Consider the following 26761-nt stretch of genomic DNA (forward strand, 5'->3'; position numbering starts at 1 on the left):
TTTCATCAAATGTATATATTGTTAATTATCTCAGAGAAATGTTTATTATGCTACTTTCTGCCTAGCTTTCGGTCAAAAAGAAAAAGAACCGCTGCGTTTTCTACGCTAGTCAGTCCTTTTGTTGCGTTCACCGTACACCATAAGCTTGTATCCCTGCATAAACCGTCTTCCAGTAGTCGGGCGGATGCGGCACGAATTGATTGCGTTGGATGGTTTCACCTTCGACCGTTGTTAAGACCGTCGTTTCTTCTTCCGCCAACCGTGCGAACTCAGCGAACGAAAAAGCGAGGAGCCGGCGGACTTCCGTCGTCTGCAACGAATAGCCGCTCAGTGGTTGGACCGAGTCCGTCAAGAAAAGATGAATCCGTTCCCGATCGATGAAACCCGGTAAGAGTAGTTCTTCTTGATACACACCAAGTCCGTACAGTTCTTCAAAAGACTTGACGAGTCCGATTTCTTCTTCAAGTTCCCGGACTCCGTCAGCAACTGACTCGCCGGCCAACAGATGACCGGCCGCCGTGATATCCAGCATCCCGGGAAAGTCTTTTTTCTGATCCGCTCGTTGCTGTAACACGACCTGCTGTTTTATGCTGTCGATGACAAAACAATGAAACGTCTCATGCCACAGACCTTGCGTATGCACGTCTTGCCGCGTTGCCGTATACAAAGGATGTCCGGCTTCATCCACCACCATCAGCTGTTCCGATTCACTCATCGTAACACTTTCGAGGCTTGATAAAACCGTTCGCCGACTGTATATAATTCAGCGATTAAAAAGACGAGCGCAATCCAAATGATTGCACTTGGGAACAGTAACATCGCGGTCAAAAAGAGGAAGCCTTCCGTCCGTTCAACCAATCCCGGTTGATACTGAAACGACTTGAACCCATAATTCTCGCTGACTGCTCCAATCGCGAGAAACATCGTCATCCCAATCACAAAGGAAGCGATTAAAAATAAGATGACGACTTGTGTCTCCGGAAAGCGGAGCGCAAGTCCAAGCAAGACGGACAGTTCGACGATTCGATCGAGCACCAAATCAAGAATCGTTCCGATCGGCGTCGTTTTCTCACGCCGCGCCATCGTGCCGTCCACGACGTCTAACATACCAGAAATCCATAATAGTAAAATGGCAATACCCATCATATCATTGTATACAAAAAAACCTGTTGCACCCCCGATGATTCCGGAAATGATAGTCACTTGGTTCGCTGAAAGTCCCATTTTCTTTAATAAGGTCGCTACCTGTTCAAAAAGGGGCTGGACAACTTTTCTGGCCCGCGTATCTAACATATTACCCCTCCTTCCTGACGATATAAGCTGTCATTGCTTCAGAAAACGTCTCACTCGTCTGAACGATCAGACGCTCCCCTGCTTCGCGTTCGACTTCATAAAATCGGACGCCGTACTGGATCAGCTCTTTCGTAATCGTAACACGTTCAAAACTTTCCTTCGTCGGTCTTAAGACCAACTTCACATCGGACAAGGAGTACCATTCACCGTTCAGATGAACTCCGTCCCCGAAAAACGGACTCGTCTCCGCCAGCCGGACCGGATTGCCTTGATCAATAATCCATCCCTGTTCCATGACGTAGACATAATCCGCCATCGCCATCGCTTCTTCCCGGTCATGCGTCACAAGTAATGTCGTGACGCCTTCTGCTTCCGTCAGCCGTCGGATCAGCGTCCGCAGTTCCCGGCGCCGTGGCAAATCAAGGCTTGAGAACGGTTCGTCCAGTAACAGGAAGTTTGGTTCACTGGCCAGCGCCCGGGCAAGACTTGCCCGTTGTTGCTCTCCGCCGGACAGTTCATGGACAAATGACTCCGCCCGCCCGGTCAAACCGACGCGCTCCAGCCATTCGTTCACATCCTGCCGGCTCCCTTTTTTCATTGCCAACCGAACATTTTGTCCGACGGTCAGATGCGGGAACAGTAACGGACGCTGAAACAACATCGTGACGCCCCGTTCGTTCGGCGCGACACGTGTCATCTCCGTCGATCCGAAGTGAATCGTTCCGCTCGAGACACGCTCCAGTCCGGCGATCAAACGGAGTAAAGTGGTTTTCCCGCTACCGCTTGGTCCGACGAGGGCAACACACTTACCGGAGGAAATCGTCAAATCAATGTCTTGTAACACTTTTTTCTTTCCAAATGTCTTCGTTACGTGCTGGATCATTACGTCCATCTAACAGCCTCCGAACAAGTCGAACCCACGATGAGAACACCATGAGTTGAACAAAATAAATCAAAAAGGGTAAAGCAATCAACCAAATCGTCGCTTCTTTCGCCGCAACCAACGAATTTCCCGTATAGAGCGGAAAGGCTTCGAGGGCGATCATCCGGACGACACCACCACCGATCAGTGCGACGAGTGCGTACTGACTTAACGCAATCACCGTCACGAGTAAGGTGACGGACTGTAACGATGACCGCATCATCGGACCGGTCAGGAAAAAGAACCGTTTGAAGCGGTTCGGTTGGATGAGAATCATCTGTTCCATCATCTGTTCACCGAGTGCTTGAAATCCGTTCGTATAGATACGGATCGTGTACGGCAACGTCGGCAACAGCAACACCAACAAGACGCCTAAAAATTGATCAGCGAGCCCCAGTCGAATCCATGTCAGGTACAAGCCGAACGATAACAACAAGACGGGCAGAAACAGCGGCAAGCTGATCAACAGTTCCATCAACCGAATCAATCTGCCGGTGCGAAACGCAATCGCTTTTCCAGCTGCATAGCCAATCAGGTGATTCAGCAGCGTCACTGCGACAATCATCAGGACGGTCGTCGTCACCGTGTCCAGTAAACGCGGGTTCCACGTCCAGATCGTCGGGATGACACCGATCAAAGGCAGGACGATAAGACCAATCAACAGACTTTTCACAAGGGTTGGCCTCATTCCACTCGCCCCTTACTGATCCGTTCCGTCAAAGGTCTGACGAAACGCGTGAATGTCAATAACACAACCAACAAACTGACGGTCAGTACGACACTGATGGCGAAAGCTGCCGGTTGGCTCGATAAATCGCCTTGTGTGTATAAATCAAAGGCGTAAACCCCAATCATCTTCGGATAGGTGACGCCGAGTAACGCCGGCACCTCGTAAGCGAACAACGTAAAGGCGAAAACGATGAATGCCGCTTCAAGCATCGGAAATAACAGAAACACACCTTTTCCGTGCCAAAACCGCCGTATCCGCGACAGACCTAACATCAAGCCCAATTCTTCATAACGGTGATCGAGACGTCGATATACCGGCAGAAGATAAAAGAAGACGAACGGCACTTCCTTATAAAGATAAGTCAAGATGATACTGAGGTGATTCGCTTCATGCGGTCCGATGACGGGCAGGTCACTTAAATACAGAATCGACAGGTACGCTGCACCGAGGTGCGGGATGAACAACGGCAATGCCAACAGTTGTTCCGTAAAACCCGTTTGTCTCGCAAAATAATCCGCAAGTATCGCCCCGACCAGCACGGACAAAACCGTACTGCTCAATGCGACGTAGAGGCTGATGCCGATACTTTCCCAAAAGACGGCGTCAGACACGAGAAGGCTGTAGTCATTCCAGGTCGTCATCGACAGACTGACGAAGAGACCATACACCACCATACCGGCAATCAGAAGTGTCGCCGGCCAGGCATTACCTCGCCACACGTTCCGGCCAGTCCTTCCGGATCAGATCAAACAGTTCCGGGTCGAGCTCCGCCCGAACTTTTCCGTTAAAGTCAGCCGGCTTCGGCGTCGAGGCTGCCGCCGGGACATCGGCGAACGCCGCTTGTTCCTGCTGATTGAGCTTCGAAAGATCGAGGCTTGTTCCGTCGCCCCAATAGGTCGCATCAAACTTCTTCAGTTGCGCTTCTGCCGACAACAGTTGATTGATTGTCACGAGAGCACCGTTTGGATTAGGCGCATTAAATGGAATTGTCAAAAAGTGTGTCGAGGCAATCGAACCCTCTTCTAAAATCAAAGGACGTGTCTGCTTCGGAAACGTACCTGTTTTCACTTCTTGCTCCGCCCGTCGTTCGTTGAAGCCCATCGTAAACGAGACATCGCCTTTCGCATACAATTGGTCCAGTTGCGCCAATGTCTTCGGATACGTTTTTCCTTCTTTCCACAAATACGGTTTGAGTTCGTTCAGATAAGCCCATGTTTTCTTGAAATCGGCTTTCGGATCTTGTAGCGTCTCTTTCGATTCAACACCGTACATGACGTGACGGACAAACGCATTTCCCGTAAAGTCTGTTACTTCCGGATAAGTGAACTTACCCGGATTCTGTTTGACCCAACTCTTCAGCGTCTTGAGATCTTTTGGTGGATTCGCGACACTCGCCTGATCGTAGTGGAACGTATACTGGACTTTTCCCCATGCGGCTTCCAGCTCGTCAGTCGGCGTCCCGCTGTCTGAACCTTGTGCTTGTGGATCCACGTACTTCATATTCGGCAGCACCTTCGTGATTTCACCGTACAATAAGCCGTCTTTTTTCGCGTTTCGGAAGTTATCTCCATTGATCCAAATGACATCGATGACACCCGTCTCTTTGCCGGCTTTTTTCTCGGCCCGTAACTTTTGAATGATGTCTGCTGTCTCAATCGGCACACGCTCTAGTGTAATCTGATGCTCTTTTTTCAAGCGGGGTGTCAGGTACTCATCGATATAGGCATTGATCCCGTCATCGCCGCCCCACATATACATCCGGACCGTCGTGTCAGCCGCTTCTTTTTCAATCGTCGTATACGAAGAACCGAGTACTTTATTTTGTGTCGGCGCTGCCGGAGTATTGCCGCAACCAGCCAGTACGAGACCCGCTGCCGCTATTCCGATTATTTGTTTTCTCATCCGCAAAAATCCCCTTTTATTTTTTATCAAAACCTGATTTCCCGAACCACTCGATCATCCTTGGAAACAGCGCATACGCTTTGGCGGAACCTTCCATCCAGAAAGGAGCGTTGACTTCCCGCTTTTTTTTGCCCATCGCCCGGACGATTGTTTGCGCCAATTTCTCTTTTGATAAGAGAATGTTCGCCACGTTTTTTTCGTATTTCCGGCTGATATCCGCACGAACGAAAAATTCCGTTGCGATGGGTCCCGGATTGACGGTCATGACATGCATTCCTTTTGGCTTGAGTTCCAGACGCAAGGCGTTTGAGAACTGCAACAAGGCGGCCTTCGTCATGCAGTAGATCGTCGACTTCGGTGTCGGCAACTTGCCTGCCTGACTGGCGACGTTGATGACCATCCCGTTTGGACGGAACAGACGCAGGCACGCTTTTGTCAGTCGAATCGGACTGAGGACGTTAATCCGCGTCATCGATTCGATCGTCTCGATTGTCGTATCTTCCAAAAAACTAAACTCCCCGAATCCTGCATTGTTGATCAGTACATCAATCATGCCATACCGTTCTGCGATCTGTTCTGCAAGAAGCTCCGGTGAATGTTCTAAGTCATATACAAAATACTCGGCATTCAAGTCTTTTGCCAGTTGACGTAACCGATCTTCCCGCCTCGCCACTAAAATCAAGTTTGCCCCGTGCCGATTCAGTTCACGCGCAAGTGCCTCGCCGAGACCACTCGAGGCACCGGTCAAGACGACGACTTTATTCAGTAGATTCATAACGATTCACCTTTTTTGGCGTAATACAAAATCCCGTCTCGTTTGACGACAGTAATCTGTCTACTGGCGACAAGGTAGTCGAGACGTGCCTTCATCTCACTCATGACAAGCGGAAATGATTTTTTTAACCGGTTTCCGTATGTCATACGAGCCAATTCGAACAGTGTCTGTTCTCCTTCTATGTGCTTCAGCAACTGTTCCCCTCTTGCCTTGCGTTGTAATAACCGTTCTTCAATCAAGGACGGAACATCGCGAATCGGTTCACCGTGACCGGTGTAGGCCATCTCGATCTGTTCTCCCTGTAATTTCCGAAGCGAACGCATATAGGCCAAGACAGGACGTTTCGCGTCCGACGTATCGCCGCTCTGCGGTTGCTCAAGCAGCGGGTTGGGTTCGACTCGGGCCAACAGATGGTCGGCTGCAAACAGAACACCGGATTGACTTAAAATACCGATTTGATCACTCGCATGTCCCGGTAGCTCGAGGACTCGGTATGTACCGGACTCACAAATCGAATCCCCCTCTTGCAAGACATGATCCAACCGTCCTTTTCCGAGCCATTTCAAGGCGGACATATAACTAGGCAGAAGCGTCCGGATTTCTTCCGGTACACCAAACGAAATCGCCAAACGTTGTAAGAAATCGTCCCCTTGGCTCAAAAAAGTCTCGTCTTGTTCCAGATATGGACGTAATCGGGCATGTCCGTAAATCGGAATCCCTTGGTCCGAGAAACGGTACGCCATGCCTGCATGATCCGCATGATGGTGCGTCACGATCACTTTATCGAGCATGGAAACGGTTAAGCCGATGTGTGCCAAGCCTTTTTGCATAGCCTGCCAAGCCTGTTCCGTATCCGGACCACAATCGATCAGGATTGTTTCTGTTTTTGTCCGTAAGACGTAACAGTTCACATCACCGACTGGAAACGGTGTCGGTATAGGTAATACGAAGATTTCATCTTCTTGTGACATGGGCAAACCCCTCTTTTCTCTCCATCGTTTCCTTCATTATAGAGAGAAAGGAGTGACAGCGGCAAATTTTGTCTGCTGTCATCGAATATTCAGGTAAACAGCATACGTCCCTAAGCGGCATTTGGATGCAAAAAAACGACCTTTCCGCAGATTGAAAGGTCGTTTTACTGCTTATTTTAAGTTGAGGACGGTTAATTTATCGCGTGTCATCGAAGCTAAGCTTCGTCCGACGCCTTGTACGCCGAGACCTGAAGATTTCACACCGATGAACGGGAAGTGATCGGGACCACGTTCCGTCCGACCATTGATTTGAACCGAACCGGTTTCGAGCGCGTCAGCTACGCTGAACGCTGCGTCGATGTTTTCTGTAAAGACACTTGCTTGAAGACCGTATTCCGATTCATTCGCAAAGGCAATCATCTCTTCGACCGAGTTGACACGAATGATTGGTAAGACCGGTCCGAACGGTTCTTCCCATGCAATCCGCATATCGCGTGTGACATGGTCAAACAACGTTGGTTCGATCAAGTTCGCTGTCCGGTTTCCACCTGTGACGAGCGTAGCCCCTTTTTCGTTCGCATCCGTAATCAGACCTTCGACGAAATCAGCTGACTTCGCATCGATCAATGGGACGACAACACTTTCATCTTCCGGTGAACCGACTGTCAATTTCGCGATCCGGGCAGAAAGTTCTGCGACGAGCGCGTCTGCCTGAGGTTCGAGAACGAATACACGTTTAATGGCTGTACACCGTTGTCCGGAATACGAAAACGCACCGCTGATGATGTGATCTGCCGCGAGCGAGAGATCCGCATCCTCAAGAACGAGGGCCGGGTCTTTCCCGCCAAGCTCAAGGACAAGTGGAATCATCGACGATTGACGCGAGAGATGTTGTCCCGTCGCCGTACCGCCTGTGAACGTAATCATGTTGATGCCGGGATGAGCTGTCAAATAATCACCGATGACCGATCCGCGACCAGTTACGAGATTGACGAGTCCTGCCGGCAGACCTGCTGCGACAAGAGCTTCTACCATCAAGATACCGCTGATTGACCCTTGTGTCGCCGGTTTGAAGACGACAGCATTTCCTGTCATCAAGGCTGGTGCAAGTTTCGCCGCTGCCAGGTTGACCGGATAGTTAAACGGTGAAATTGCCAGTACGACGCCGAGTGGTGCTTTTTTAATGACAGCGATTTTTTTAGCGCTTCCGCCCGGGAACGAATCCCCTTGCATCATCTGTCCATCAAAACGAAGACCTTCTTCCGCTGTATAACGAATGATTTCAGCTGTCCGTTTTACTTCCTTGATCCCGTCCGCAAGTCCTTTACCGACTTCACGCATGATGACTTGCCCGATTTCATCCGCTCGTTTCTCAAGTTCAGTTGCCCAAGCATGGAGTAATTCCGCCCGTTTGTTGGCCGGTACTTTTGCCCACGCAGCTTGCGCTGTTTTGGCTGAAGCGATTGCACGGTCGACTTCTGATTTTGTCATGGCCTGAACACGGCCTACTACGTCTTCTTTATAGGGAGAAGAAATCTCAATCGTTTCATTGGATTCACTTTCATGCCATTGCCCATCTAATAAGTATGTGTATGTTGTTGCTGTCGTCATTCCACTCGACCTCCATTTATTTTTTCTCTCTCACTTCAGTGTGTGGCTGCATAGCTTATTGTAATCAATTGGTCAGACAAATGCCAAACTTTTTGCTTAACATAATATGAAAGCGATTACAACAATTTTTTTATTCTTTTTCATATGTAATTTTTTACGTTATCTGCCGATAACTAGTCAGAAGTGCAGTGCAGGATTGAAAGGAGCTCGATAGCGTGTACAATCAACACGATATTTTATTAGAAGCCGGAACAAATGAATTGGAAATTGTTATTTTCCACTGTGGTCCGTATACGTTTGGTATCAATGTCATGAAAGTCCGGGAAATCATCGTCCCGTTACCGATGACCCCACTACCGGGAACGCCGGATGCCGTCAAAGGATTAATTGAATTACGCGGTGAAGTGATGACCGTGATCGACTTACCGACAGTCATCGGCGTAGCGCATGACGAAGCGACCGAAGACCGATTGATCATCTGTGAATTTAACGGAGAGAAAAGTGTTCTACGCGTCGATTCCGTTACCGAAATTCGTCGTATTTCGTGGGAGCAGATCGATACACCAAATGAACTTGCCCGCGGAATCGAAGGTTTGACGAATGGTGTCGTCAAAACGGGCGATAAAATGATCATCCTGCTCGATTATGAAAAAATCGCACTTGAACTTTCAAGAAAAGATATTTTTGCCCGCGAAGAAGGCCGCCGTGTGTTACCGCGTAACCGGTCCAACAAAACGATTTGGATTGCGGAAGACTCGGAAATGTTACGGACCCTCATCATCGAGACGCTCGAAGAAGCAGGCTATCACGGACTGAAATGGTTCATCAACGGAAAAGATGCTCTAGATGCATTTGAAGCCGGAAGCGACTGTGACCTCTTGATCACGGATATCGAGATGCCGAAAATGGACGGGCTCCATCTGACAAAACGTCTGCGGGAAGATGACCGGTATACCGATTTGCCGATTATCGTGTTCTCGTCTCTGATTTCCGACGACCTCCGTCATAAAGGAGACTCGGTTGGAGTCAATGCTCAGATTACAAAGCCTGAAATCGGTCGACTGATTGAAACGGTGGATACATACGTCCTTTAACCTTAGATCACGAAAAAACCGTTTTCCGGAACACTCGGAAGACGGTTTTTCTGATTCGCCGGAAACGAATTCACTCTATTTTCATTGGACCGAATCAGGATTTTTGCCGAGAAAGACATCCAGCCACACTTTCCTGAAATCGACCATACATTGCTCGACCCGGTGTAAGATATCGGGGGCAGTCGTTAACGAACCAGTTTCCGCCTCACGCTCTAGAAGTTCAAAATCATCTGCTAAGTCATCCGCTGCAACGGAATAGGAGGCGCCTTTCAGTAAGTGAGCCAATTTTTCAGTCTGCACCGCATCATTTGCTGCGACTGCGTCTTTCAATTCTGGAAACTTGCGATCGAATTGAGCGATATAGGTCTCGCCGATTTTTTGTAGAAACACTTCATCGCCACCCGCAATCATACGCAATTCTTCTAATTTTTTTGTATTGAAAAAAGGCATCGTATTCCCTCCCTTGTTTGTATTTTATCATTAATCATTTCAAAAAAAAATCTGAGAATCATTTACACGCCCTCTATAGTGTTCCTATAATAAAAAAGTGAAGAGCAGGAGGGATAGACAAATGTTGACGATTTATCGAAGCGATGTGACGGGGGCAGTCAACGAAATTCAAGAATTCACGAAAGGTTCTTGGATTCATCTTGTCAATCCGACAAAAGACGAAGCCGATCAAGTTATCGCTGCCACAAAAATTCCTGAGGATTTTATTTACGATCCACTGGATGTCGAGGAAAAACCTCGTTTCGAGAAAGATGATGAAGGGTTATTGATGATCGTCGATGTACCCTACATTGAAGAGGAATCATCTGGACGACGTTATAATACGATTCCACTCGGTATCATCGTAACTTCGAGACATTTCATCACCGTCTGTTCGCAACAGCTTGATGTGTTGACTTTGTTCTCAAGCGGAAAACTCCGCACGTTCCGGACGAACTACCGCTCACGGTTCGTCTTTCAAATCTTATATAAAGTCAGTTCTTCGTATCTCCGGTTCTTGCGGCAGATTGACCGCCGGATGGATGAACTCGAAGAAGAGTTACAACGTTCGATGCGAAATCAAGAAATCTTTCAATTGATGAACCTACAAAAATCGCTTGTTTATTTCATGACTTCTTTAAAGTCAAATGACGGAGTCCTCGATCGTATCATCAAGACACCAAGTCTTGAAAAACATGAGGATGATGAAGACTTGCTGGAAGATGTTTTTGTCGAACACCGTCAAGCGATGGAGATGGCCCAAATCTACAAAGACATCATCAGTTCGACGATGGATACGTTTGGTTCCGTCATCTCGAACAATGTCAACTTCGTCATGAAGTTTTTGGCGTCCATCACGATTGTCATTTCGATTCCGACGATGATTTCCGGAATGTTCGGGATGAACGTCCACGTCCCGTGGGAAGGCGAAGTCATCGGATTTTGGATCGTCTTCGGCATGATGATTTTCTTTTCCGGTTTAGCTGCCTTTATTTTATGGCGCCGGCGATTCTTCTAGCAAACAAAAAAACCACCCGCTTTTCGAGACGTTCGCAGAAATGGAAGAACGGACAGCTGTCCGCTCTACATCCCATCTAAACGACTCTTGAAGGTGAGTGGTTTTTTCTTTAATTGATTTCAACCGTGACGAGACATAAATCGTCCGCATCATCGCTCTGATCCGGTTGAATGAGCTGGTGAATGCCCGGCCCTTGTTGCTGGATCAATTCACGAATCGCGCTGATCCCCTCATCAATTCCTTTGCTGTACAATTCCATGAAACCATCTGTATACAAGTAGACACATCCAGGCGAAACGAGGTCAATCGTATGGCTCGTATACTCGGAATCCTCGAACATCCCAACCGGAAGCCCTGTGTTCTCAAGCGGAATGATTTGATTGCCCATCCGTAATAAACCGGGTGGGTGTCCCGCATTGGCGTAACTAAGTTTCATTTCGTCGAGTTCAATATACAAGTAGACGGCCGTAAAATAGATCTCCGTCTCATCTCCAGGAAACAGCCGACTCATCTGCTTATTTAATTCTTCGAGCACTTTTGCCGGATCCCCGATGCGGTGAACGAGTTCAAATAAAATCGAACTCATTCCCATCGTGATTAAGGCGGACGATACACCATGTCCCATCACGTCAAATAAAATAATGCCGTATTTCTGAGGAGAAATCCGGTACCAGGCATACATATCCCCCGCCAATTTTTTGGAAGGGATGTATGTCGCCATAATCCGAATATCTTCGTCCTCAATATTTGCACTCAAGACACTTTGTTGAAGCTTTTGAGCTAAATCAAAGTCTTCTTGCAATGCTTTTTCGTAACGTTTTCGGGCGTCAATGGCCTGTTTAAGCGACATCGCATTACGGACACGGGCAAGCAGTTCCGTTTTCCGAATCGGTTTCGTCGTATAATCAGATGCACCGGCATCCAGACCGTCCGCGATATCTTCTTCGTTTGACCTACCGGATACGATGACGATCGGAAGTTCGTCGAGACCAAATCGTTTTCGAATCAGACGTGTCGCATCGATTCCGCTGATTCCCGGCATTTCGACATCAAGTAATACGACATCAAGCGTCTCCATGAACAATGGATCTTCCATCAGCTCCATTGCCTCTTCCCCACTCATTGCCTTGACTACATCGTACCCTTCATTCTCAAGCAAGCGTTCTAAAATCATTAAATTCGTAAACTCATCGTCTACCACCAATATACTCATGTCCGTCACCTCACTCTATCCACATATTCATTTAAAATAGTTTAGCACATAATTTACATTTTCGTTTAGACGAACGGCGCTTTTTCCGTCATACTAAATAAAGAATGAAAGGGGGAATGGATCATGTGGCTTTATGTTGTCTCCATTCTAATCATCGTCTTCGTCCTGTTCGCTTCAATTCTCGTGATTTCAAAAGGTTACGGATACAAAGGCAATAAAGATGACATCGAAATCGATTACGATGAAATCAACCGTAAATTAACTGAAAAACACGATGACGAGCAGCGACCGTAAGACAATCAGACCGTCTCAGACCATCATATCATTGGATGGTCTTTTTGTTGTATTACAAATGCATGTTTTTAGTTATGAGATAAGGGTATATTCCTATCATGATCAAATCATAATTTAGGGGAGTGTCAATCATGCAACCAAACTTACCAAACGATCCACATGCTGTACATGCCGAAAACCCGAATCGCCAGTTCGATCAGGAAACTTCATCTGGTCGTCAAGTCAGTTTACTTACAGGAATGCTGCTAGGTGCAGTCGTCGGTGGTCTCCTGACGTTACTCAGCTCTTCTAGCCGTCAAAATACGAAGCAAAGCCTGCGAGGTGCTAAAGACTCCGTATCGACGCTCGCGTCATCGATTAAGGAAGATCCGTCAGGTAAAGCGTCACAAGTCATCAACCAAGTGAAGAGTGCTTCAAGCATCATTCAAGAAGTCGCATCAGACGTTCAAAACGTCTATGACAAAGTCAATACGGAACTCGAGACGGTCAAAACGGATGCTTCGTCTGTGAAAGACACAGTGAACGAAGCAAAAGGTGATCTCAATTCGATCAGCACTAAAGTGGTCGAAGCCAAAGACGTCGCGCTCGGGAAAGAAGAAGCCCAAGCTGAGCATCAACCTAAAAATACACAACAAAGCGGTTCACAGCAAAACGATTCACAGCAAAATAAATAAGTGACTGACACCTTCACAGTTCAACTGTGAAGGTGTTTTTTCATTGAAAATACTTCACGATGATCGCGATACGTTCGCGCATCCCGTAACGCAATACACCCGACAGTGGCGTCTCAGCCGGAATCGCATCGGTTGTTAAGTTCATCTGCTCGGCTTCCTTTCGTGCCCGATACAAATGAAAATCTGACGTGACGATTGAAACACGGGTTTCAGATTCCGGTAACAACCGTTTCGAAAATGTCAGGTTTTCCGTAGTTGACGTTGATTGATCTTCGAGTAGCAAACGATTCTCGGCAATACCCGCTTCAATCATTCCCCGTCGCATCGCTTCGGCTTCGGAAATCGCCTCACCTTCCCCTTGCCCGCCACTCAAAATGAATGTCGTATCCGGAAACTGTTTGCCGTAACGGGCTGCCGCTTCAATCCGGTTACTTAAAATCAACGACGGAGTCTCTCCTTTGACACCGGCTCCGAGCACGATGACATACGGATGTTTTCCATTTGCCAACGGTCGTTCTCCTTTAGCGACGAACACACCCATGCTGAACCAAAACACGACCAGCATCGAGATGATACCGAAACCAACTTTATACATACGCTTTACACGAAATTTCATACGATTCATCTTCAACAACGTTCCCCTCAGTGCCGATCACTTTTTTGATCTTTCATCATTTTTACACTTCTGTATATACGCCCGTCGACGAAAAAGGTTTCATGACTGGTTTCTTAAAAGAAGTCTTCATTTGGATGACCGACAAAAAAGATACATCCCGAAAGTATGGGATGTATCTCGCATTCATACCGTTGATTCAATTTCCCCAAATTGACGTCACGTATTCCGGATGATCGATGAAGGGATTCCGGTTTTTTTGCCATTTCTCGAAGATGAGATCGTTCCGTCTTTTTTCGATCGCATCGACCGGGTCCAGCTTGTTCCATGCTTTTAACGTCGAGAGTTTGCCATGGAGTGGATTTGTACCGTTGCTGACATTTTCTGATGCTTCCAAATCGATTTCACCGCCGCCTTCATAGCGAACCGCCATGTAGAAGATCATCCGCGCGATGTCGCCTTTGACACGTGTCGGAGGCTCCCAAGAATCACCATCGCGGTAACAGTCACAACCGGCATACTTCGTCCCGCCGTTGTCAAAATCAAGATTTCCCCGTGCACTGTTGACGACAACATCTTCCGGACGAAGGTGGTGTAAGTCTGTTCCCGGCCCGTTACTTGTTCCGAAGTCCCCGTGTGATTTTGCCCAGACATGCTCCCGGTTCCATTGACCAACGTTCCCACCGTTATTACTTTTCGCAATCGATTTACCGGTATAGAGTTCAATGACGTTATTCGCATTGTTTGGATCTTGGTCTGTTTCCTTGAGGGCTGTCCAGACAGTATCATACGACACTTGTGTATGGTTATCGATGATGTCGTGTAACGATGCCTTTAACGCTGCTCCGGTTTTTCCTGACGCTGGTAAATAATAAGTATCGATCGTTGATTGTGACGTGACCATCTGTGGTCCGGCAACAATTTTGGTTGGTTCTGTTTTAGCAATGACTGGTGTAAACGAAATTGACCCAAGTGCCAGTGCCGCGACAAGCGCACCACTGATTTTCGACTTCCAATTCATACTGTTTCCCCCTTGATCGCATATGTACGTGCTGGCGTTACATCCTCATTTTCACACCTCGTTTCGGATCTGAGAAGCTGGACAAAAGACCTTTAAATTCACGACCTTAAACTGAATCAAAATTCACTCCGATGTTCAAGAGTCAGAAGGTCCTGTTTTTTTCTCAATATCAGATCAATTTCGCAATCATTCTTCATCCAAAAAAATATTCTAGGGTCAAAAGTCACGAAAACAAGATGTTTGCAAATAAGCGCAGCGGTTGATACACCGGCGCCGTCTAGTTGATATACTAGAAATGCAAACGCTTTCATAAACTCATAGGAGGTTCTTTCATGAAACAAAAACGCTTGATTGTCGCAACACTTGCGACAGCTACTTTTTTAGCGCCACTTGTGCAACCGATTGCAGTCGGAGCGACGGCGGACAATGGAACGATGATGCAGTACTTTGAATGGTACTTGCCAAACGACGGCAACCATTGGAACCGCTTGAGCAGTGACACGACGAAACTGGATCAGCTCGGGATTACCTCGGTCTGGATTCCACCCGCTTACAAAGGAACGAGTCAAAATGATGTCGGATACGGTGCGTATGATTTGTACGATCTCGGGGAATTTAATCAAAAAGGAACTGTCCGGACCAAATATGGAACGAAAGCACAGCTGAAATCGGCCATCAATCAACTGCATACGGCCGGGATTGATGTCTATGGTGATGTCGTCATGAACCATAAAGGCGGCGCTGATTTCACGGAATCGGTGACAGCTGTTGAAGTCAACGGCGGCAACCGCAATCAGGAAATTTCGGGAGATTATCAGATTCAAGCTTGGACCGGCTTTAATTTCGCCACACGTAACAATGCGTATTCGAACTTCAAGTGGAAGTGGTATCACTTTGACGGAACAGACTGGGATCAGTCACGTTCCAAAAGTGCCATCTATAAGTTCCGGGGGACAGGAAAAGCCTGGGATACCGATGTATCCACGGAAAATGGGAATTATGATTACTTAATGTATGCTGATGTCGATTTTGATCATCCGGAAGTCCAACAGGAAATGAAGAACTGGGGTAAATGGTACGTCAATGAGCTTGGTCTCGACGGATTCCGACTCGATGCCGTCAAACATATTAAACACGGTTATCTCGCGGATTGGCTTGCCAACGTCCGGCAAACAACCGGCAAACCGTTATTTACGGTAGCCGAATACTGGCAAAATGACCTCGGCACGCTGAAAAACTATCTCAGCCGGACGAACTATCAGCAGTCGGTCTTCGATGCCCCACTGCATTACAAGTTCGAGCAGGCGAGTAAAGGTGGCGGGTATTATGACATGCGGACAATCTTTAACGGAACTGTCGTCCAAGACAATCCGACGCTTGCCGTCACACTTGTCGAAAACCACGATTCACAACCCGGTCAATCGCTCGAATCAACGGTCCAGCCTTGGTTCAAACCGCTCGCTTACGCAATGATCTTAACGCGTGAACAAGGGTATCCGTCGGTCTTTTACGGGGATTACTACGGGACAAAAGGTGCTTCAACTCGGGAAATTCCAGCACTGGGCTCTAAAATCGATCCCCTCTTAAAAGCCCGGAAAGACTTTGCCTATGGAAAACAAAACGATTATCTCGACAATGCCGATGTCATCGGTTGGACACGCGAAGGGGTAACGGATCGCGCAAAATCAGGTCTCGCGACCATCCTTTCCGATGGACCGGGCGGCAGCAAGTGGATGTACGTCGGAACACAAAACAAAGGTGAGGTTTGGACAGATATCACCGGCAACAACTCGGCATCTGTCACGATTAACCAAGACGGTTACGGTCAGTTCTTCGTCAATGGCGGATCCGTCTCCGTTTACCGGCAACAGTAATGACCTAATCAAAAAAAAGCATGATAAAAGCCGATTTTCAGGGACCATAATGAGGTCCATGAAAATCGGCTTTTCTTATTCCGCGAGTCCAATGCTCCCCCGGACGTGTTCGTCCTGCTCGATTGCTTCGAGTAAAAAGTGAGCGACATCGGCACGATTGATTTGTTTCGCTTGTTCCGGTACACCGGTATCGGCTTGCCGGTACAGTCCGGTCAACGGACCGTTCATGAGACGCAGCGGTCGTGCCACCGTATAGGCGACATCCGCTTGTTTCAACAGTTCGATGGCCTGACGATGATCTTTTAACGGGTTCTTCAGGATTTGCTGGGCCAGTAAGCCTTGGGCACCCGGCAGTTCCTGATCCACTCCCGCCGAAGCGACATACCCGATTCGTTCGACGCCATTAACCTTCATCGCATTGATGATTCGCAGAAGACTGCGTTCTAAAAATCCGCTGTACGCCAGACTTTCGGTTCCGAGGGCCGTCAATACTGCGTCTTGTCCCTGCACGGCTTGATTTACCGCTTCTTGGTTAAGTACGTCCCCTTTTATAATCTGCAGTTTCTCGTCTGTCAACTCGAGTTTATCTGGACTGCGGACAAAAGCCGTCACGGTATGCCCATGGGCGATTGCTTGTTTGACTAATTCTTGTCCCGTTTGACCGGTTGCTCCGAAAATAATCAGCTTCATCAAAAATTCCTCCTCTGGCGTGTTCTTTAATTGATGTACCCTTCCTTTTCTATCATTAATCGTGTTAGCTTTTTCATATTTTCAGAAAATGGTTCCTTCTCAATTTCATTTTGTGCTAAAATTCAGTTAATAATATTGGGTATTTTTTCCTTATCCTGTTCTTTTTATGGAGATCCGTCATCGCCATGCGCTTCAAATCTCCCAAAAATGGCTGTCATTCGAATTCAAATTAACTGATACGGAGGGAATTTTATGAAACTGCAACAACTGAAGGATCAATTAAATACGATTTATCTCGGGAAAGCTGATGTCATCGATTTGTGTCTGACAGCATTAATCGCAGAAGGTCATATCTTGCTCGAAGATGTACCCGGTACCGGGAAAACGATGCTTGCTAAAGCACTCGCCAACAGTTTTGACAGTGCCTTTTCTCGGATCCAATTCACGGCCGATCTCCTGCCGTCAGACGTCATCGGTTCTGACTTCTTTAACCTGAAGACGCAAGAGTTTGAAAACAAAAGGGGTCCCCTCTTTGCCAACGTCGTCTTGATTGATGAAATCAATCGGGCCGTCCCCCGGACCCAGTCCGCGCTACTCGAAGCGATGGAAGAGCGTCAAGTTTCGATCGGCGGCACGACGTATCAGATGCCGGCCCCGTTTTTTGTCATCGCGACACAAAATCCGATTGAATCCGCCGGCACGTTCCCGCTGCCCGATGCCCAGCTCGACCGGTTCATGGTAGCGATTGAAGTCGGCTATCCGGATCTTGAGCATGAACGCCAATTATTGATTGAAGTGTTGGCGAACGTCCGGAAACAAGCCGTCGGAATCGCGACGGGCGGTGACTTGATTACTTGGCAGGAAGCAGCACGGCGGGTCCACGCTTCACAGGACGTCCTCGATTATCTGCTTGCAATCGTTCAGGCGACCCGTCATCATGCTTTGGTCGAAGTTGGCGTCAGTCCCCGTGGTGCGATTGCGTTACTGCGGGCTTCTCAAAGTTACGCCTTCCTCAACGGACGTGACTTCATCATTCCGGAAGACATCAAATACCTGGCTAAACATGTCTTGTCCCACCGCTTGACGCTTACACTCGAAGGCGGTATCAAAACGACGAAAGCCGATCTTTTGGTGCATTTGCTCGACGACATTCCTGTTCCGGTCGAAATGGGGTGACACGATGCAGATTGAGCGTTCTGTCCCATTTTGGCTCGAATCGCGGTTGTTCCCCGTTTACATCATTCTGACATTCGTCTTCTTGTTCATACCGGGATTATCGTTACTCGGTTTCGGCTTCGCATCGCTTGCGACGGTTCATTACGTCGTCGGTCGGACGGAAAAACAATTGATGACGACCATTGCCTTGGAATGGAAACATTATGAGCCGCTCATGTTCAATCATGAGTCGACGACGTTACGGTTGCAGTTGTTTGGTCTTGAGGCTCTCCAAAAACTGGGTCTCAAGACGACGCTTCGTCTGCATACCGACGAGGGGCTGGTCTTTCCGGACATGGATCCGCTTCATCCCCATACGTACCATGCCGTCATCGGGACGCATGAGCAACTGGATATTCCGATCCGGACGACCCGCCGGGGACCGTCCGCATTTGACGAAATCACCTTGACGATCAAACTGCCCTGGCGGATGGGTGTCTACTTGTTCACCTTTGATGCCTTTCCCCGATTCACGGTTCTCCCCTCATTGACGGCACAAGCGACACCGCTTTTGTTGCATCGTCTTCGGATCGGGGACCGTGCCGATCGGTACTCTCCGCTTAAAAATAAACTGGTGCAACTCGGGGCAAAACCTTACACGGCCGAACCGTCGAAAGAAATCGATTGGTATGCGACGGCGAAAACCGGACGACTGCAGGCAAAGGTTTTTGAAACGAGTAACCAAGATACGTTCACACTTGCTTTGAATCTTTCCGGACCAAGCGGTTACGGACTCCATATGAACTTCGAGACTTTCATTGATCAAACGGCGTTTCTGGTCAGTGAACTGATCAAAGAAGGCTGCAAAATCGAACTGTTCTTAAATCGTCTGGATGCGAATAATCAGATGACCCATCTGAAACTGAAGGAAGGACAACCCCAACTCAAACAGATCCTGCTGACACTGTCGACACTGTCGACGCGGGACGACTATATCGCGACCGGTCAATTCGAACGGTATGTCATGCGTCGGAAAAACCGCAACGGCCAGTTGATTCAAATTGGTAATGACAACATTCAAGCCATCGGATAAACCGGTGGCGTACAGGAGGGAAAACATGCAGTCATTTGTCATCCGCAAGACCATTCAACTCATTATGGCCCTACTCGTCCTGCTCGGCGTCAGTGCCTTACCCAGTCTGATCGTCCAAATGCGACCGGACTTTTCCAAATACTTCAAGACGGTCGAACAGCAACTCAACCTGCTGACGGCGTGGGACACCATCACATATTATAATGCGACGGCTGCGGAAAACAGATTGTTGTTTCCGGATCTCGAACCATTTATACAGGAAACGCTTCTAATCTTCAGCAGTGCCTTGATCTGCTCGGCAGTCGCGGCTTTACTGTATGCCTTTTTGTTTTATCAAGCCGGTCCCAAGATTCGTTCGCTCTTGACGCAAGTGACACGGACGCTGGAAATGGTTCCAGATCTGTTTTGGGTCATCTTTTCACAGTGTATCGTCATCATTTTATTTAAGACGACCGGATTCAACCGAATCGAAATCGCCGGTGGAGCTGACGATCACGTTCGTTTTTTACCCATTTTGACGTTATCGTTGACGACGGTCTTTTTCTTCATCAAGTGGTTGACCGGACGCATTCAGGAAGAACAAGGGGCAAGTTACCTCGAACTCGCCCGTGCCAAGGGTATCCAATCGCCCCGTCTGTTTTGGCAACATTTGCTGCCGAACCTGTTTTACCGGTTTTATTTGTTTTTCCGGACGAATATCATTACGATTCTTTCAAGCCTTGTCGTCATCGAATATACCTTTAACGTTCAGGGGATGTTCCGGTTCATTTTGATCAATCAAGATTTTTCGATTCTGCTTGTTTTACTGCTCTTGATTTATGTTCCCTTTTTCATTTTTGATACTGTTGTGGAACTTTGTATTCCCCGCTCGTGGAAAGGAGGAATTTCATGAGACGTGTCTTGATACGAGATCCACTCTTCTGGATTGGTTTGCTCCTGTTCGCTGCGTTGATGACGCTCAGTGTCGGCAATACACTTTTTCGAGATGGTCAAGTCGATCAAATCACGAATCTTTATTCGGCCGATGGAACGCTGCTTGCGACCTCTCCACTCGAACCGTCGAGTGAGCACTGGCTCGGAACGGATCGTGCCGGGAACGATTTGTTGCAATTGCTGATTGAGGGCGCCAAGTGGACGATCGGCGTTTGTTTCACGGTCGCCTTTGTCCGGATTGCTCTCGCTTTGTTGATTGGTGTTCCGCTTGCTTTCCGCGGAAAACGCCTCTACACCGGTCTGCGACTCCTGTTGGACGGCTTTTTGATCATCCCGATCTCATTGCTCGCATTGTTTATTTTATTGCCTGCTTTATTGTTGACCGATCCGGCCTTGATTCCGTCCATGTCATCCCGGGTCTTGCTCGAAGTAAGCGTCCTGACGTTACTCGGTTTACCCGCCCTGTTGCTTTACTTAATTAGTGAAACCCGGCAGTTGCGCGCGCAAGAGTTCATGCTCGTTGCCCGGACGCTCGGCGGCAGTCCATTTTACCAATTCCGGACACACATCTGGCCGCATTTGTTGCCGACGTTGACGATCGTCTTCATGCAACAATTCGTCCAGACTTTGATGGTCTTGATTCACATTTCCTTGTTTGGTGTTTTCTTTGGTGGATCCCTTCTTTTATTTGGTGACGGGGTCGCGCCGACCATTTTCGAATGGGCGTCCCAGTTCGGTTATTATTTCCTGCAATTCACAGCGCTCTCCTGGATCAATCACATGTTCCTGGTCCCAGCCATCGCGTTAGCCTTGCTTGTGTTCTTCGCCAACCTATTGACGAGTCGGCTGGAACGCGCGTACCGCTTGCGCCGGCAACAATTGGTCCATGCTCCCATGCAGGAACTTGCCGAGGCCGAAGCAGCAGCGACGCAACTGTCTGATCCATTTGAACCTATCCGCATCTCGACGAAACCTTAGGAGGCTGTATGAAACGAATCATCATTTTTCCCGTCATAGTTCTATATATGGCGGCTTTTTCTTGGTCGGTCTGGCAGTATCAACATCCAAAACCGATCAGCTCGGACCAGTCCAAGCTCTTACCGACCCGAATCAAACAGGTCCGTTCCGCTCAATCGCCGGATGAACTGACGGACTGGATACGGCAGGCAAAACGGAATCACGAAACGATTTCGATTGCCGGACTTCAACACAGCCAAGGCGGACATACTTACTTGGCCGACGCGACGGTCCTTGATATGACGAACTATGACATGATTTTGGACTATGCCCCAAAACAGCGGCGAATCACGGTCCAAAGCGGAATTACATGGGCCGAGATTCAAGAACGGATTCAGCCGGACGGACTTGCGATCCAAGTCATGCAGTCGCAAAACATCTTCACAGTCGGAGGAGCGCTCAGCGTTAATGTCCACGGACGTGATATCCGATACGGTTCGTTGCTCGACACGGTCGAATCGTTTCGTCTGCTGAACGCCGACGGTCACATCATTAACGTCAGCCGGACGGAGCATCCTGATTTATTCCGGTTGGTCCCAGGAGGATATGGTCTGTTTGGTGTCATATTGGATGTCACCTTCAAACTGACCGAAGACGAGTGGTATACGGAGCAGACTATCGCGTTGGATTACCGTGAGTATCCAAGCTATTTTCAACAACACGTGCTTGATGATGCAGATGTCAGGATGCACATCGGACGGATTTCTGTTGCACCGGACGGCTTTTTCAAAGAGATGTATGTAACGAATTACCGCAAAACTGACCGGACGATCCCGATTGAAGACGAAACGCTCAAGCAGGAAACCATCATCGCCTTACCGAAGGCCTTGCTTGGTCTCTCCCGTTACAGCGAATTCGGGAAAAATCAATTATGGTCGTTCCAGAAATCCTATTTCCTGAAACAAAGTGGTACGTTTCAATCCCGTAACAACGTCATGCGCTCCGATAGTGCCTTTATGGACTATACGAGTCCCAGTCGAACCGAACTGTTGCAGGAATACTTTGTTCCGGTCGAATCTTTTGTTCCGTACATCGATCAGCTCCGGTCGATTTTGACGACGGAGGAACTGAATGTTTTAAACATCACGATCCGCTACGTTGAACGGGATGAATCGGCTGTGCTGTCCTATGCGAAACAAGATATGTTCGCCCTGGTCTGGCTGATCAACACGGAGACCGATGCCGCTTCCATCCGGCAGACGAAACGAATCGTCCAAAAATTGATTGATGCGACAATTGATCATCACGGCAGTTATTACCTGCCGTATTATCCGTTTGCGACACGCGCCCAGTTTCAACAGGCGTATCCGAAAGCTGCCTCCTTCCAAGCAGCGAAACAGCAGTATGATCCGGAAGCGATTTTCATGAACCAGTTTTATATTGACTATTTCAAGTGAGGCGACGATGATGCACTATCCTCTTTTTATCCGCATTCAAAGTATGATTTTAATGAGCAGCAGCGTCATTTTTCCTTTTTATCTGCTGCTGGTTCGTCAAATTGGCGACTCCTATGCCCAGTTCGGTCTTGCTTACGGACTGTTCACCTTGACTTCCGCCTTCGCCTATCTCGGAATCGGTCGCCTCAGTGACCGGTTTGGCGACCGTTTTCTGCTGATGATCCATGCCTTTGGCATGGCATTGATTTTGTTATACGTTCCAATCGTGACGGAAATCAGCCACGTCTATCTGATTCAAATCATCATGGGGGTGCTAGGTGCTCTCCAAAAAAACACTGAAAAAACCGTTCTTGCCCGGCAAGACATGGCTCCGACGACCATCGGACGTACCGTTGGTCACTATCATTTTAAGACGTCGCTTTGGTCTGCTTTTGGTATCATCGCGGCAGGTTACCTGATTGATTTCCTGACAATCGGAAGCCTGTTTTACCTCATTTCCGCCTGTTATTTTTATGTCACCTTGCGTTTATGGTTCAGCCGGCCCAGACCTTAAAAAAAATGACGTGATGGTTCACCGACCGGTCTTGAATCGGGTATAGGAAAAGAGAAGGGATGTGACGATATGATCGACGTAATGAATTATTCCCAACAGTTCGGAAAAATCAAGGTCCTGACAGATGTACAGTTTACGATCGGGCATGGGGAAATCGTCGGCTTGATTGGACCAAGCGGATCGGGAAAAACGACCTTGATCAAATCCTTGATCGGGCTTCAGCAACCGACGAAAGGAACAGTGACCGTCCTCGGAGCGAAACAACCCTCATTGGAACAGGCAGAACAGATCGGCTATATGGCTCAAGCCGATGCTTTATACGAAGACTTGACGGCGCGCGGCAACCTCCGTTACTTCGGAAAGCTGTATGGTCTGAAAAAAGCCCGGCTTCGTGCACGAATCGAGACGGTGCTTCAGTTCGTTGATTTAAAGAACGATGCTGACCGTCCGATTCATCAATTCTCAGGCGGCATGAAACGGCGGCTCAGCCTTGCCATCGCCTTGATTCATGAACCCAGTTTACTGTTGCTTGATGAACCGACGGTCGGAATTGATCCCGCCCTCAAAAAAACTTTTTGGCACGAATTTGAACAATTACGCCGGTCGGGCGTGACCATCCTTGTTACGACACACGTCATGGATGAAGCCGAACGGTGTGACCGGTTGTTATTGATTCAGCATGGTCGTCTGATTGATGCCGGAACCCCAGCCGAACTGGTGCAACGCTTCGGCTCCATCGACGAAGCGTTTATTCAAAAGGAGCGAGCCTGATGCAAACACTTACGGTAGCTGAACGTGTCATCTCCCAAATTTTTCGGGACAAACGAACGATTGCGATGATGTTCCTTGCTCCGTTGTTTGTCCTCTTTTTACTGTCGACGATTCTCGGCTCAAGTTCCGACGACGTGACGATCGGAATGGTTGATGTACCGTCTGCCTTTGCAGACACGTTGACTTCCAAAACCGAGACAGCGTCTTTTAAAACGGAAGCCGAGGGCAGGGACGCACTCGATGATCAACGGATTGAAGCCTTGATCACCTATCAGAACGGTCAACCGGAGATTTTGATAGAAGGTGGCGATGTCTCGAAAAATGCCACGGCACTTCAAGTCATTCAAGAGACGTTGATCACGATTCAGGGGCAACAGGCCACCGCGACGAACACCAAACTTTTGGAGACCGTCAAGCAGTTGCAACAACGACTCACCGCGTTGACGAACCAGACGTTCGACGCTCCGTCCCCTGTCGTGCCTGTGACCGCTAAACCGGACATCCAGTTTTTGTACGGTAGTCCGGATGCGGAATTGTTTGATCAAATCGCGCCTGCCTTGATGGGGTTCTTCATCTTCTTGTTTGTTTTTATCATTGCCGGTGTCAGCTTTTTGCGGGAACGGTCCAGCGGGACACTTGAACGAACGCTTGCGACTCCCCTTAAACGGTCGAGCATCGTCTTCGGTTATTTCGTCGGATTTTTCTTGTTCGTGACGATTCAGACGATCCTCATCCAATTGTTTATCGTCAACGTTCTGGACGTGACGCAGGAAGGAAACTATTTCCTGCTCTTGTTCGTGAATCTTTTGACGGCCAGCGTTGCCTTATCACTCGGTTTACTGTTGTCGAGTTTTTCCCGGACGGAATTTCAACTGATTCAGTTCATCCCGCTCGCCATCGTTCCGCAGATTTTTTTCAGTGGACTTTTTGACTTGAGCGATGCTCCGACCTGGGTGGAAGTCATCAATCGTTTGATGCCGTTGACCTACGCGGCAGACGCCTTGCAAAACATCATGATTCGAGGCGCCGGTTTCACGGATATTTGGATGGATTTAATCGTTTTGACCGGTTTCATGACTCTGTTCGTTTTGCTCAATATGCGGGCGTTAAAAAAACAACGACCGGTCTAAAACCTCGAGAGCATCCGTGATAACGTTGACAATCCATTATTTTCCTTATACAATCAAAAAAAAGCGAAATGAGGGCGACCGATGTAAATCCATCTATTGATCCATCCACCAACTAAATACGAACGATGTGGAGGTTTTTTAGATGAACCGATTTACAACTTTACTGGTCAGCCAGTGGGTAGCGAATGCGGGAGATGCGCTCTACATCGCCGCGCTCATCGCTACCCTTTACCAACAAACGGGTCAAGCCAGTACAGCTGCCTTGTTTCCGATTGCCGTGACAGCCGGCATGACCATGAGCGGATTTTTCTTTGCTTCTCTTGCACGACGCTTTCGACATGCCTCCTTGCTGTTGTTCAGCCAACTGATTAAAACCATCACATTGGGACTGATCGTTTTTCTTGATCTTCCTCTTGCTTCTCTTCTCGTGTGCGTCGTTTGGATTGCGTTCCTCGATGGTTTTGCACGTCCCATCGAGAGTGCCTTCCTGCCCCGTATCACCGATGATTTGCAAAAAGCCAACAGTTTGGTCCAAGGAACCAATCAAGTCGTCCAACTCGTGATGTGGCCGCTTGGAGCCATTTTCGTCAGTGTTGGTTCGCCGCATCTTGTTTTGATGATTTCCTTCGGCTTGTTTATCGGAGCGACCCTTTGGACAACGTTGTTTCATCATCAAGTGCGGCATCTGGCTGATCCGGTCGAAGATTCGGACGAATCGCCGACTTTCCAATCGAGTTTTCGGTATACCCGCACGCATCCAGCGGCCCGTCTCAATACGACGTTACTCGGCATCGATGCGTTTGCGAGCACTGCCTGGATTTCAGCGTTGTTTCTTGTTTATATCGATACGCACCTCGCGCTGTCCGGCAGTTGGTGGGGCATTCTCAATGCCTTTTACCTGCTGAGCATGATCGGTGGCAGTTACTATATGCTCCGTCGCACGAAACGGACACCCTTGTTGCTGAGCAGTGTCGTGTTATCGATTGGTGCGACGGTTCTCTTCGCCTCGGCACCGCATGTCGTGTTTGCCATCGTTGCCTGTATCGTACAAGGAGCAGCCAGTCAATTACGGGCCATTGACATGAACACGCGGTTGCAGGAAGCCACACCAATCGCCCGGTTACCTTATGTGTACAGCATGCAGCAAACCGTCTACACCCTCAGTTTTTGTCTTGGCAGTTTACTGTTTGGTCTGCTTGCGGACCGCTTGAACATCGAAATCGTGTACTGGATTGCCGCTGTCATCGCGCTGTTGATGCTTCCTTCGGCACGGCGGCTTCAACAATCCGTCCCCGCCTCTGCGGAACGCCACGTTTCATAATTGATCCACGTTTTGAATACGATCCATGAACATGAGGCTGACTTAAACGTCAATCTCGACACAGATGAGGGTGGCAGATTATAATCTGCCACCCTCATCTCGTAAAAAAAGAATTACTCGCTTCACGCAACTCCTACAGGAAAAAGCGCATTTTTGCGCTGTCAGAGACAAACAAGACCCGATTTCCTGCCTGAATGAGGCAGGAAA

28 protein-coding genes are annotated in these 26761 nt (G+C 48.3%); 14 read left to right on the forward strand and 14 right to left on the reverse strand.

Going from position 1 to position 26761, the window contains the following annotated elements:
- Positions 1-127 precede the first annotated feature (127 nt).
- From ACHA8N_RS08220 to ACHA8N_RS08260, 9 genes are all read right to left on the reverse strand, one after another.
- A complete protein-coding gene (locus ACHA8N_RS08220; RefSeq protein WP_393965394.1) occupies positions 128-715 on the reverse strand; it encodes an NUDIX hydrolase in 588 nt (195 codons plus the stop codon).
- Positions 712-1293 (reverse strand): CDP-alcohol phosphatidyltransferase family protein, encoded by a 582-nt coding sequence (locus ACHA8N_RS08225; RefSeq protein WP_028106692.1) that lies wholly within the window; start codon positions 1291-1293, stop codon positions 712-714. The genes ACHA8N_RS08220 and ACHA8N_RS08225 overlap by 4 nt, the downstream gene beginning before the upstream one ends.
- A gap of 1 nt (position 1294) precedes the next feature.
- On the reverse strand, positions 1295-2185 hold the full coding sequence (locus tag ACHA8N_RS08230; RefSeq protein WP_393965395.1) for an ABC transporter ATP-binding protein: 891 nt from the start codon (positions 2183-2185) through the stop codon (positions 1295-1297).
- Positions 2121-2903: an ABC transporter permease subunit gene (locus ACHA8N_RS08235; protein WP_393965396.1), complete on the reverse strand. Its 783-nt coding sequence runs from the start codon at positions 2901-2903 to the stop codon at positions 2121-2123. The genes ACHA8N_RS08230 and ACHA8N_RS08235 overlap by 65 nt, the downstream gene beginning before the upstream one ends.
- Positions 2900-3664 carry an ABC transporter permease gene (locus tag ACHA8N_RS08240; protein WP_393965397.1) on the reverse strand — a complete coding sequence of 255 codons (765 nt, stop codon included), beginning with the start codon at positions 3662-3664 and terminating at the stop codon, positions 2900-2902. The genes ACHA8N_RS08235 and ACHA8N_RS08240 overlap by 4 nt, the downstream gene beginning before the upstream one ends.
- A complete protein-coding gene (locus tag ACHA8N_RS08245) occupies positions 3651-4847 on the reverse strand; it encodes an ABC transporter substrate-binding protein (RefSeq protein WP_393965398.1) in 1197 nt (398 codons plus the stop codon). Before ACHA8N_RS08245 ends, ACHA8N_RS08240 begins: the two co-directional genes overlap by 14 nt.
- Before the next feature lie 16 nt (positions 4848-4863).
- Positions 4864-5622: an SDR family NAD(P)-dependent oxidoreductase gene (locus ACHA8N_RS08250; protein WP_393965399.1), complete on the reverse strand. Its 759-nt coding sequence runs from the start codon at positions 5620-5622 to the stop codon at positions 4864-4866.
- Positions 5619-6593, reverse strand: a complete 975-nt coding sequence (locus ACHA8N_RS08255) for an MBL fold metallo-hydrolase (RefSeq protein ID WP_393965400.1) — start codon at positions 6591-6593, stop codon at positions 5619-5621. Before ACHA8N_RS08255 ends, ACHA8N_RS08250 begins: the two co-directional genes overlap by 4 nt.
- Positions 6594-6764: 171 nt before the next feature.
- Positions 6765-8204 carry an NADP-dependent glyceraldehyde-3-phosphate dehydrogenase gene (locus tag ACHA8N_RS08260; RefSeq protein WP_393965401.1) on the reverse strand — a complete coding sequence of 480 codons (1440 nt, stop codon included), beginning with the start codon at positions 8202-8204 and terminating at the stop codon, positions 6765-6767.
- Positions 8205-8419: 215 nt separating this feature from the next.
- Here ACHA8N_RS08260 and ACHA8N_RS08265 point away from each other — a divergent pair, with 215 nt between their 5' ends.
- Positions 8420-9298: a chemotaxis protein CheV gene (locus ACHA8N_RS08265; protein WP_147512352.1), complete on the forward strand. Its 879-nt coding sequence runs from the start codon at positions 8420-8422 to the stop codon at positions 9296-9298.
- Between the two features lie 81 nt (positions 9299-9379).
- On the opposite strand, the gene ACHA8N_RS08270 is transcribed toward ACHA8N_RS08265, so the two are convergent.
- Positions 9380-9748, reverse strand: a complete 369-nt coding sequence (locus tag ACHA8N_RS08270; RefSeq protein ID WP_147512351.1) for an Hpt domain-containing protein — start codon at positions 9746-9748, stop codon at positions 9380-9382.
- A gap of 121 nt (positions 9749-9869) precedes the next feature.
- Between ACHA8N_RS08270 and ACHA8N_RS08275 the strand changes: the two genes are divergently transcribed.
- Entirely contained in the window at positions 9870-10805 is a 936-nt protein-coding gene (locus tag ACHA8N_RS08275; protein ID WP_147512350.1) for a magnesium transporter CorA family protein, read from the forward strand.
- Positions 10806-10914: 109 nt separating this feature from the next.
- On the opposite strand, the gene ACHA8N_RS08280 is transcribed toward ACHA8N_RS08275, so the two are convergent.
- Complete coding sequence (locus ACHA8N_RS08280) at positions 10915-12018, reverse strand: PP2C family protein-serine/threonine phosphatase (RefSeq protein ID WP_393965402.1); 1104 nt, start codon at positions 12016-12018, stop codon at positions 10915-10917.
- Between the two features lie 123 nt (positions 12019-12141).
- Between ACHA8N_RS08280 and ytzI the strand changes: the two genes are divergently transcribed.
- Together ytzI and ACHA8N_RS08290 are read left to right on the forward strand one after the other, a co-directional pair.
- On the forward strand, positions 12142-12312 hold the full coding sequence (gene ytzI / locus ACHA8N_RS08285) for a YtzI protein (protein ID WP_393965403.1): 171 nt from the start codon (positions 12142-12144) through the stop codon (positions 12310-12312).
- Between the two features lie 131 nt (positions 12313-12443).
- Entirely contained in the window at positions 12444-12986 is a 543-nt protein-coding gene (locus ACHA8N_RS08290; RefSeq protein WP_393965404.1) for a hypothetical protein, read from the forward strand.
- Between the two features lie 40 nt (positions 12987-13026).
- Here ACHA8N_RS08290 and ACHA8N_RS08295 read toward each other — a convergent pair whose 3' ends face one another.
- Both ACHA8N_RS08295 and ACHA8N_RS08300 read right to left on the reverse strand, forming a co-directional pair.
- Positions 13027-13581: a YdcF family protein gene (locus ACHA8N_RS08295; RefSeq protein WP_393965405.1), complete on the reverse strand. Its 555-nt coding sequence runs from the start codon at positions 13579-13581 to the stop codon at positions 13027-13029.
- Positions 13582-13798: 217 nt separating this feature from the next.
- Complete coding sequence (locus ACHA8N_RS08300) at positions 13799-14620, reverse strand: endonuclease I family protein (RefSeq protein ID WP_393965406.1); 822 nt, start codon at positions 14618-14620, stop codon at positions 13799-13801.
- 332 nt (positions 14621-14952) lie between these two features.
- Between ACHA8N_RS08300 and amyS the strand changes: the two genes are divergently transcribed.
- Positions 14953-16494 (forward strand): alpha-amylase, encoded by a 1542-nt coding sequence (amyS, locus tag ACHA8N_RS08305; protein ID WP_393965407.1) that lies wholly within the window; start codon positions 14953-14955, stop codon positions 16492-16494.
- A 75-nt stretch (positions 16495-16569) separates the two neighbouring features.
- On the opposite strand, the gene ACHA8N_RS08310 is transcribed toward amyS, so the two are convergent.
- On the reverse strand, positions 16570-17184 hold the full coding sequence (locus ACHA8N_RS08310; RefSeq protein WP_393965408.1) for an NAD(P)-dependent oxidoreductase: 615 nt from the start codon (positions 17182-17184) through the stop codon (positions 16570-16572).
- 252 nt (positions 17185-17436) lie between these two features.
- On the opposite strand from ACHA8N_RS08310, the gene ACHA8N_RS08315 reads away from it, so the two are divergent.
- From ACHA8N_RS08315 to ACHA8N_RS08355, 9 genes are all read left to right on the forward strand, one after another.
- Positions 17437-18360, forward strand: coding sequence for an AAA family ATPase (locus tag ACHA8N_RS08315; protein WP_026833494.1), 924 nt, complete (start codon positions 17437-17439; stop codon positions 18358-18360).
- A 4-nt stretch (positions 18361-18364) separates the two neighbouring features.
- On the forward strand, positions 18365-19432 hold the full coding sequence (locus ACHA8N_RS08320; protein ID WP_393965409.1) for a DUF58 domain-containing protein: 1068 nt from the start codon (positions 18365-18367) through the stop codon (positions 19430-19432).
- Between the two features lie 25 nt (positions 19433-19457).
- Positions 19458-20324 (forward strand): ABC transporter permease subunit, encoded by an 867-nt coding sequence (locus ACHA8N_RS08325; RefSeq protein ID WP_393965410.1) that lies wholly within the window; start codon positions 19458-19460, stop codon positions 20322-20324.
- Entirely contained in the window at positions 20321-21343 is a 1023-nt protein-coding gene (locus ACHA8N_RS08330) for an ABC transporter permease (protein WP_393965411.1), read from the forward strand. Before ACHA8N_RS08325 ends, ACHA8N_RS08330 begins: the two co-directional genes overlap by 4 nt.
- Before the next feature lie 8 nt (positions 21344-21351).
- Positions 21352-22779, forward strand: coding sequence for an FAD-binding oxidoreductase (locus ACHA8N_RS08335; protein ID WP_393965412.1), 1428 nt, complete (start codon positions 21352-21354; stop codon positions 22777-22779).
- A 10-nt stretch (positions 22780-22789) separates the two neighbouring features.
- On the forward strand, positions 22790-23332 hold the full coding sequence (locus ACHA8N_RS08340; RefSeq protein WP_393965558.1) for an MFS transporter: 543 nt from the start codon (positions 22790-22792) through the stop codon (positions 23330-23332).
- A 69-nt stretch (positions 23333-23401) separates the two neighbouring features.
- A complete protein-coding gene (locus ACHA8N_RS08345) occupies positions 23402-24103 on the forward strand; it encodes an ABC transporter ATP-binding protein (RefSeq protein WP_393965413.1) in 702 nt (233 codons plus the stop codon).
- Complete coding sequence (locus ACHA8N_RS08350) at positions 24103-25233, forward strand: ABC transporter permease (protein ID WP_393965414.1); 1131 nt, start codon at positions 24103-24105, stop codon at positions 25231-25233. Before ACHA8N_RS08345 ends, ACHA8N_RS08350 begins: the two co-directional genes overlap by 1 nt.
- A 142-nt stretch (positions 25234-25375) precedes the next feature.
- A complete protein-coding gene (locus tag ACHA8N_RS08355; protein ID WP_393965415.1) occupies positions 25376-26554 on the forward strand; it encodes an MFS transporter in 1179 nt (392 codons plus the stop codon).
- Positions 26555-26761: the final 207 nt, after the last annotated feature.

It is taken from the genome of Exiguobacterium sp. S22-S28, from assembly GCF_043359615.1.
Taxonomy (GTDB): domain Bacteria; phylum Bacillota; class Bacilli; order Exiguobacteriales; family Exiguobacteriaceae; genus Exiguobacterium_A.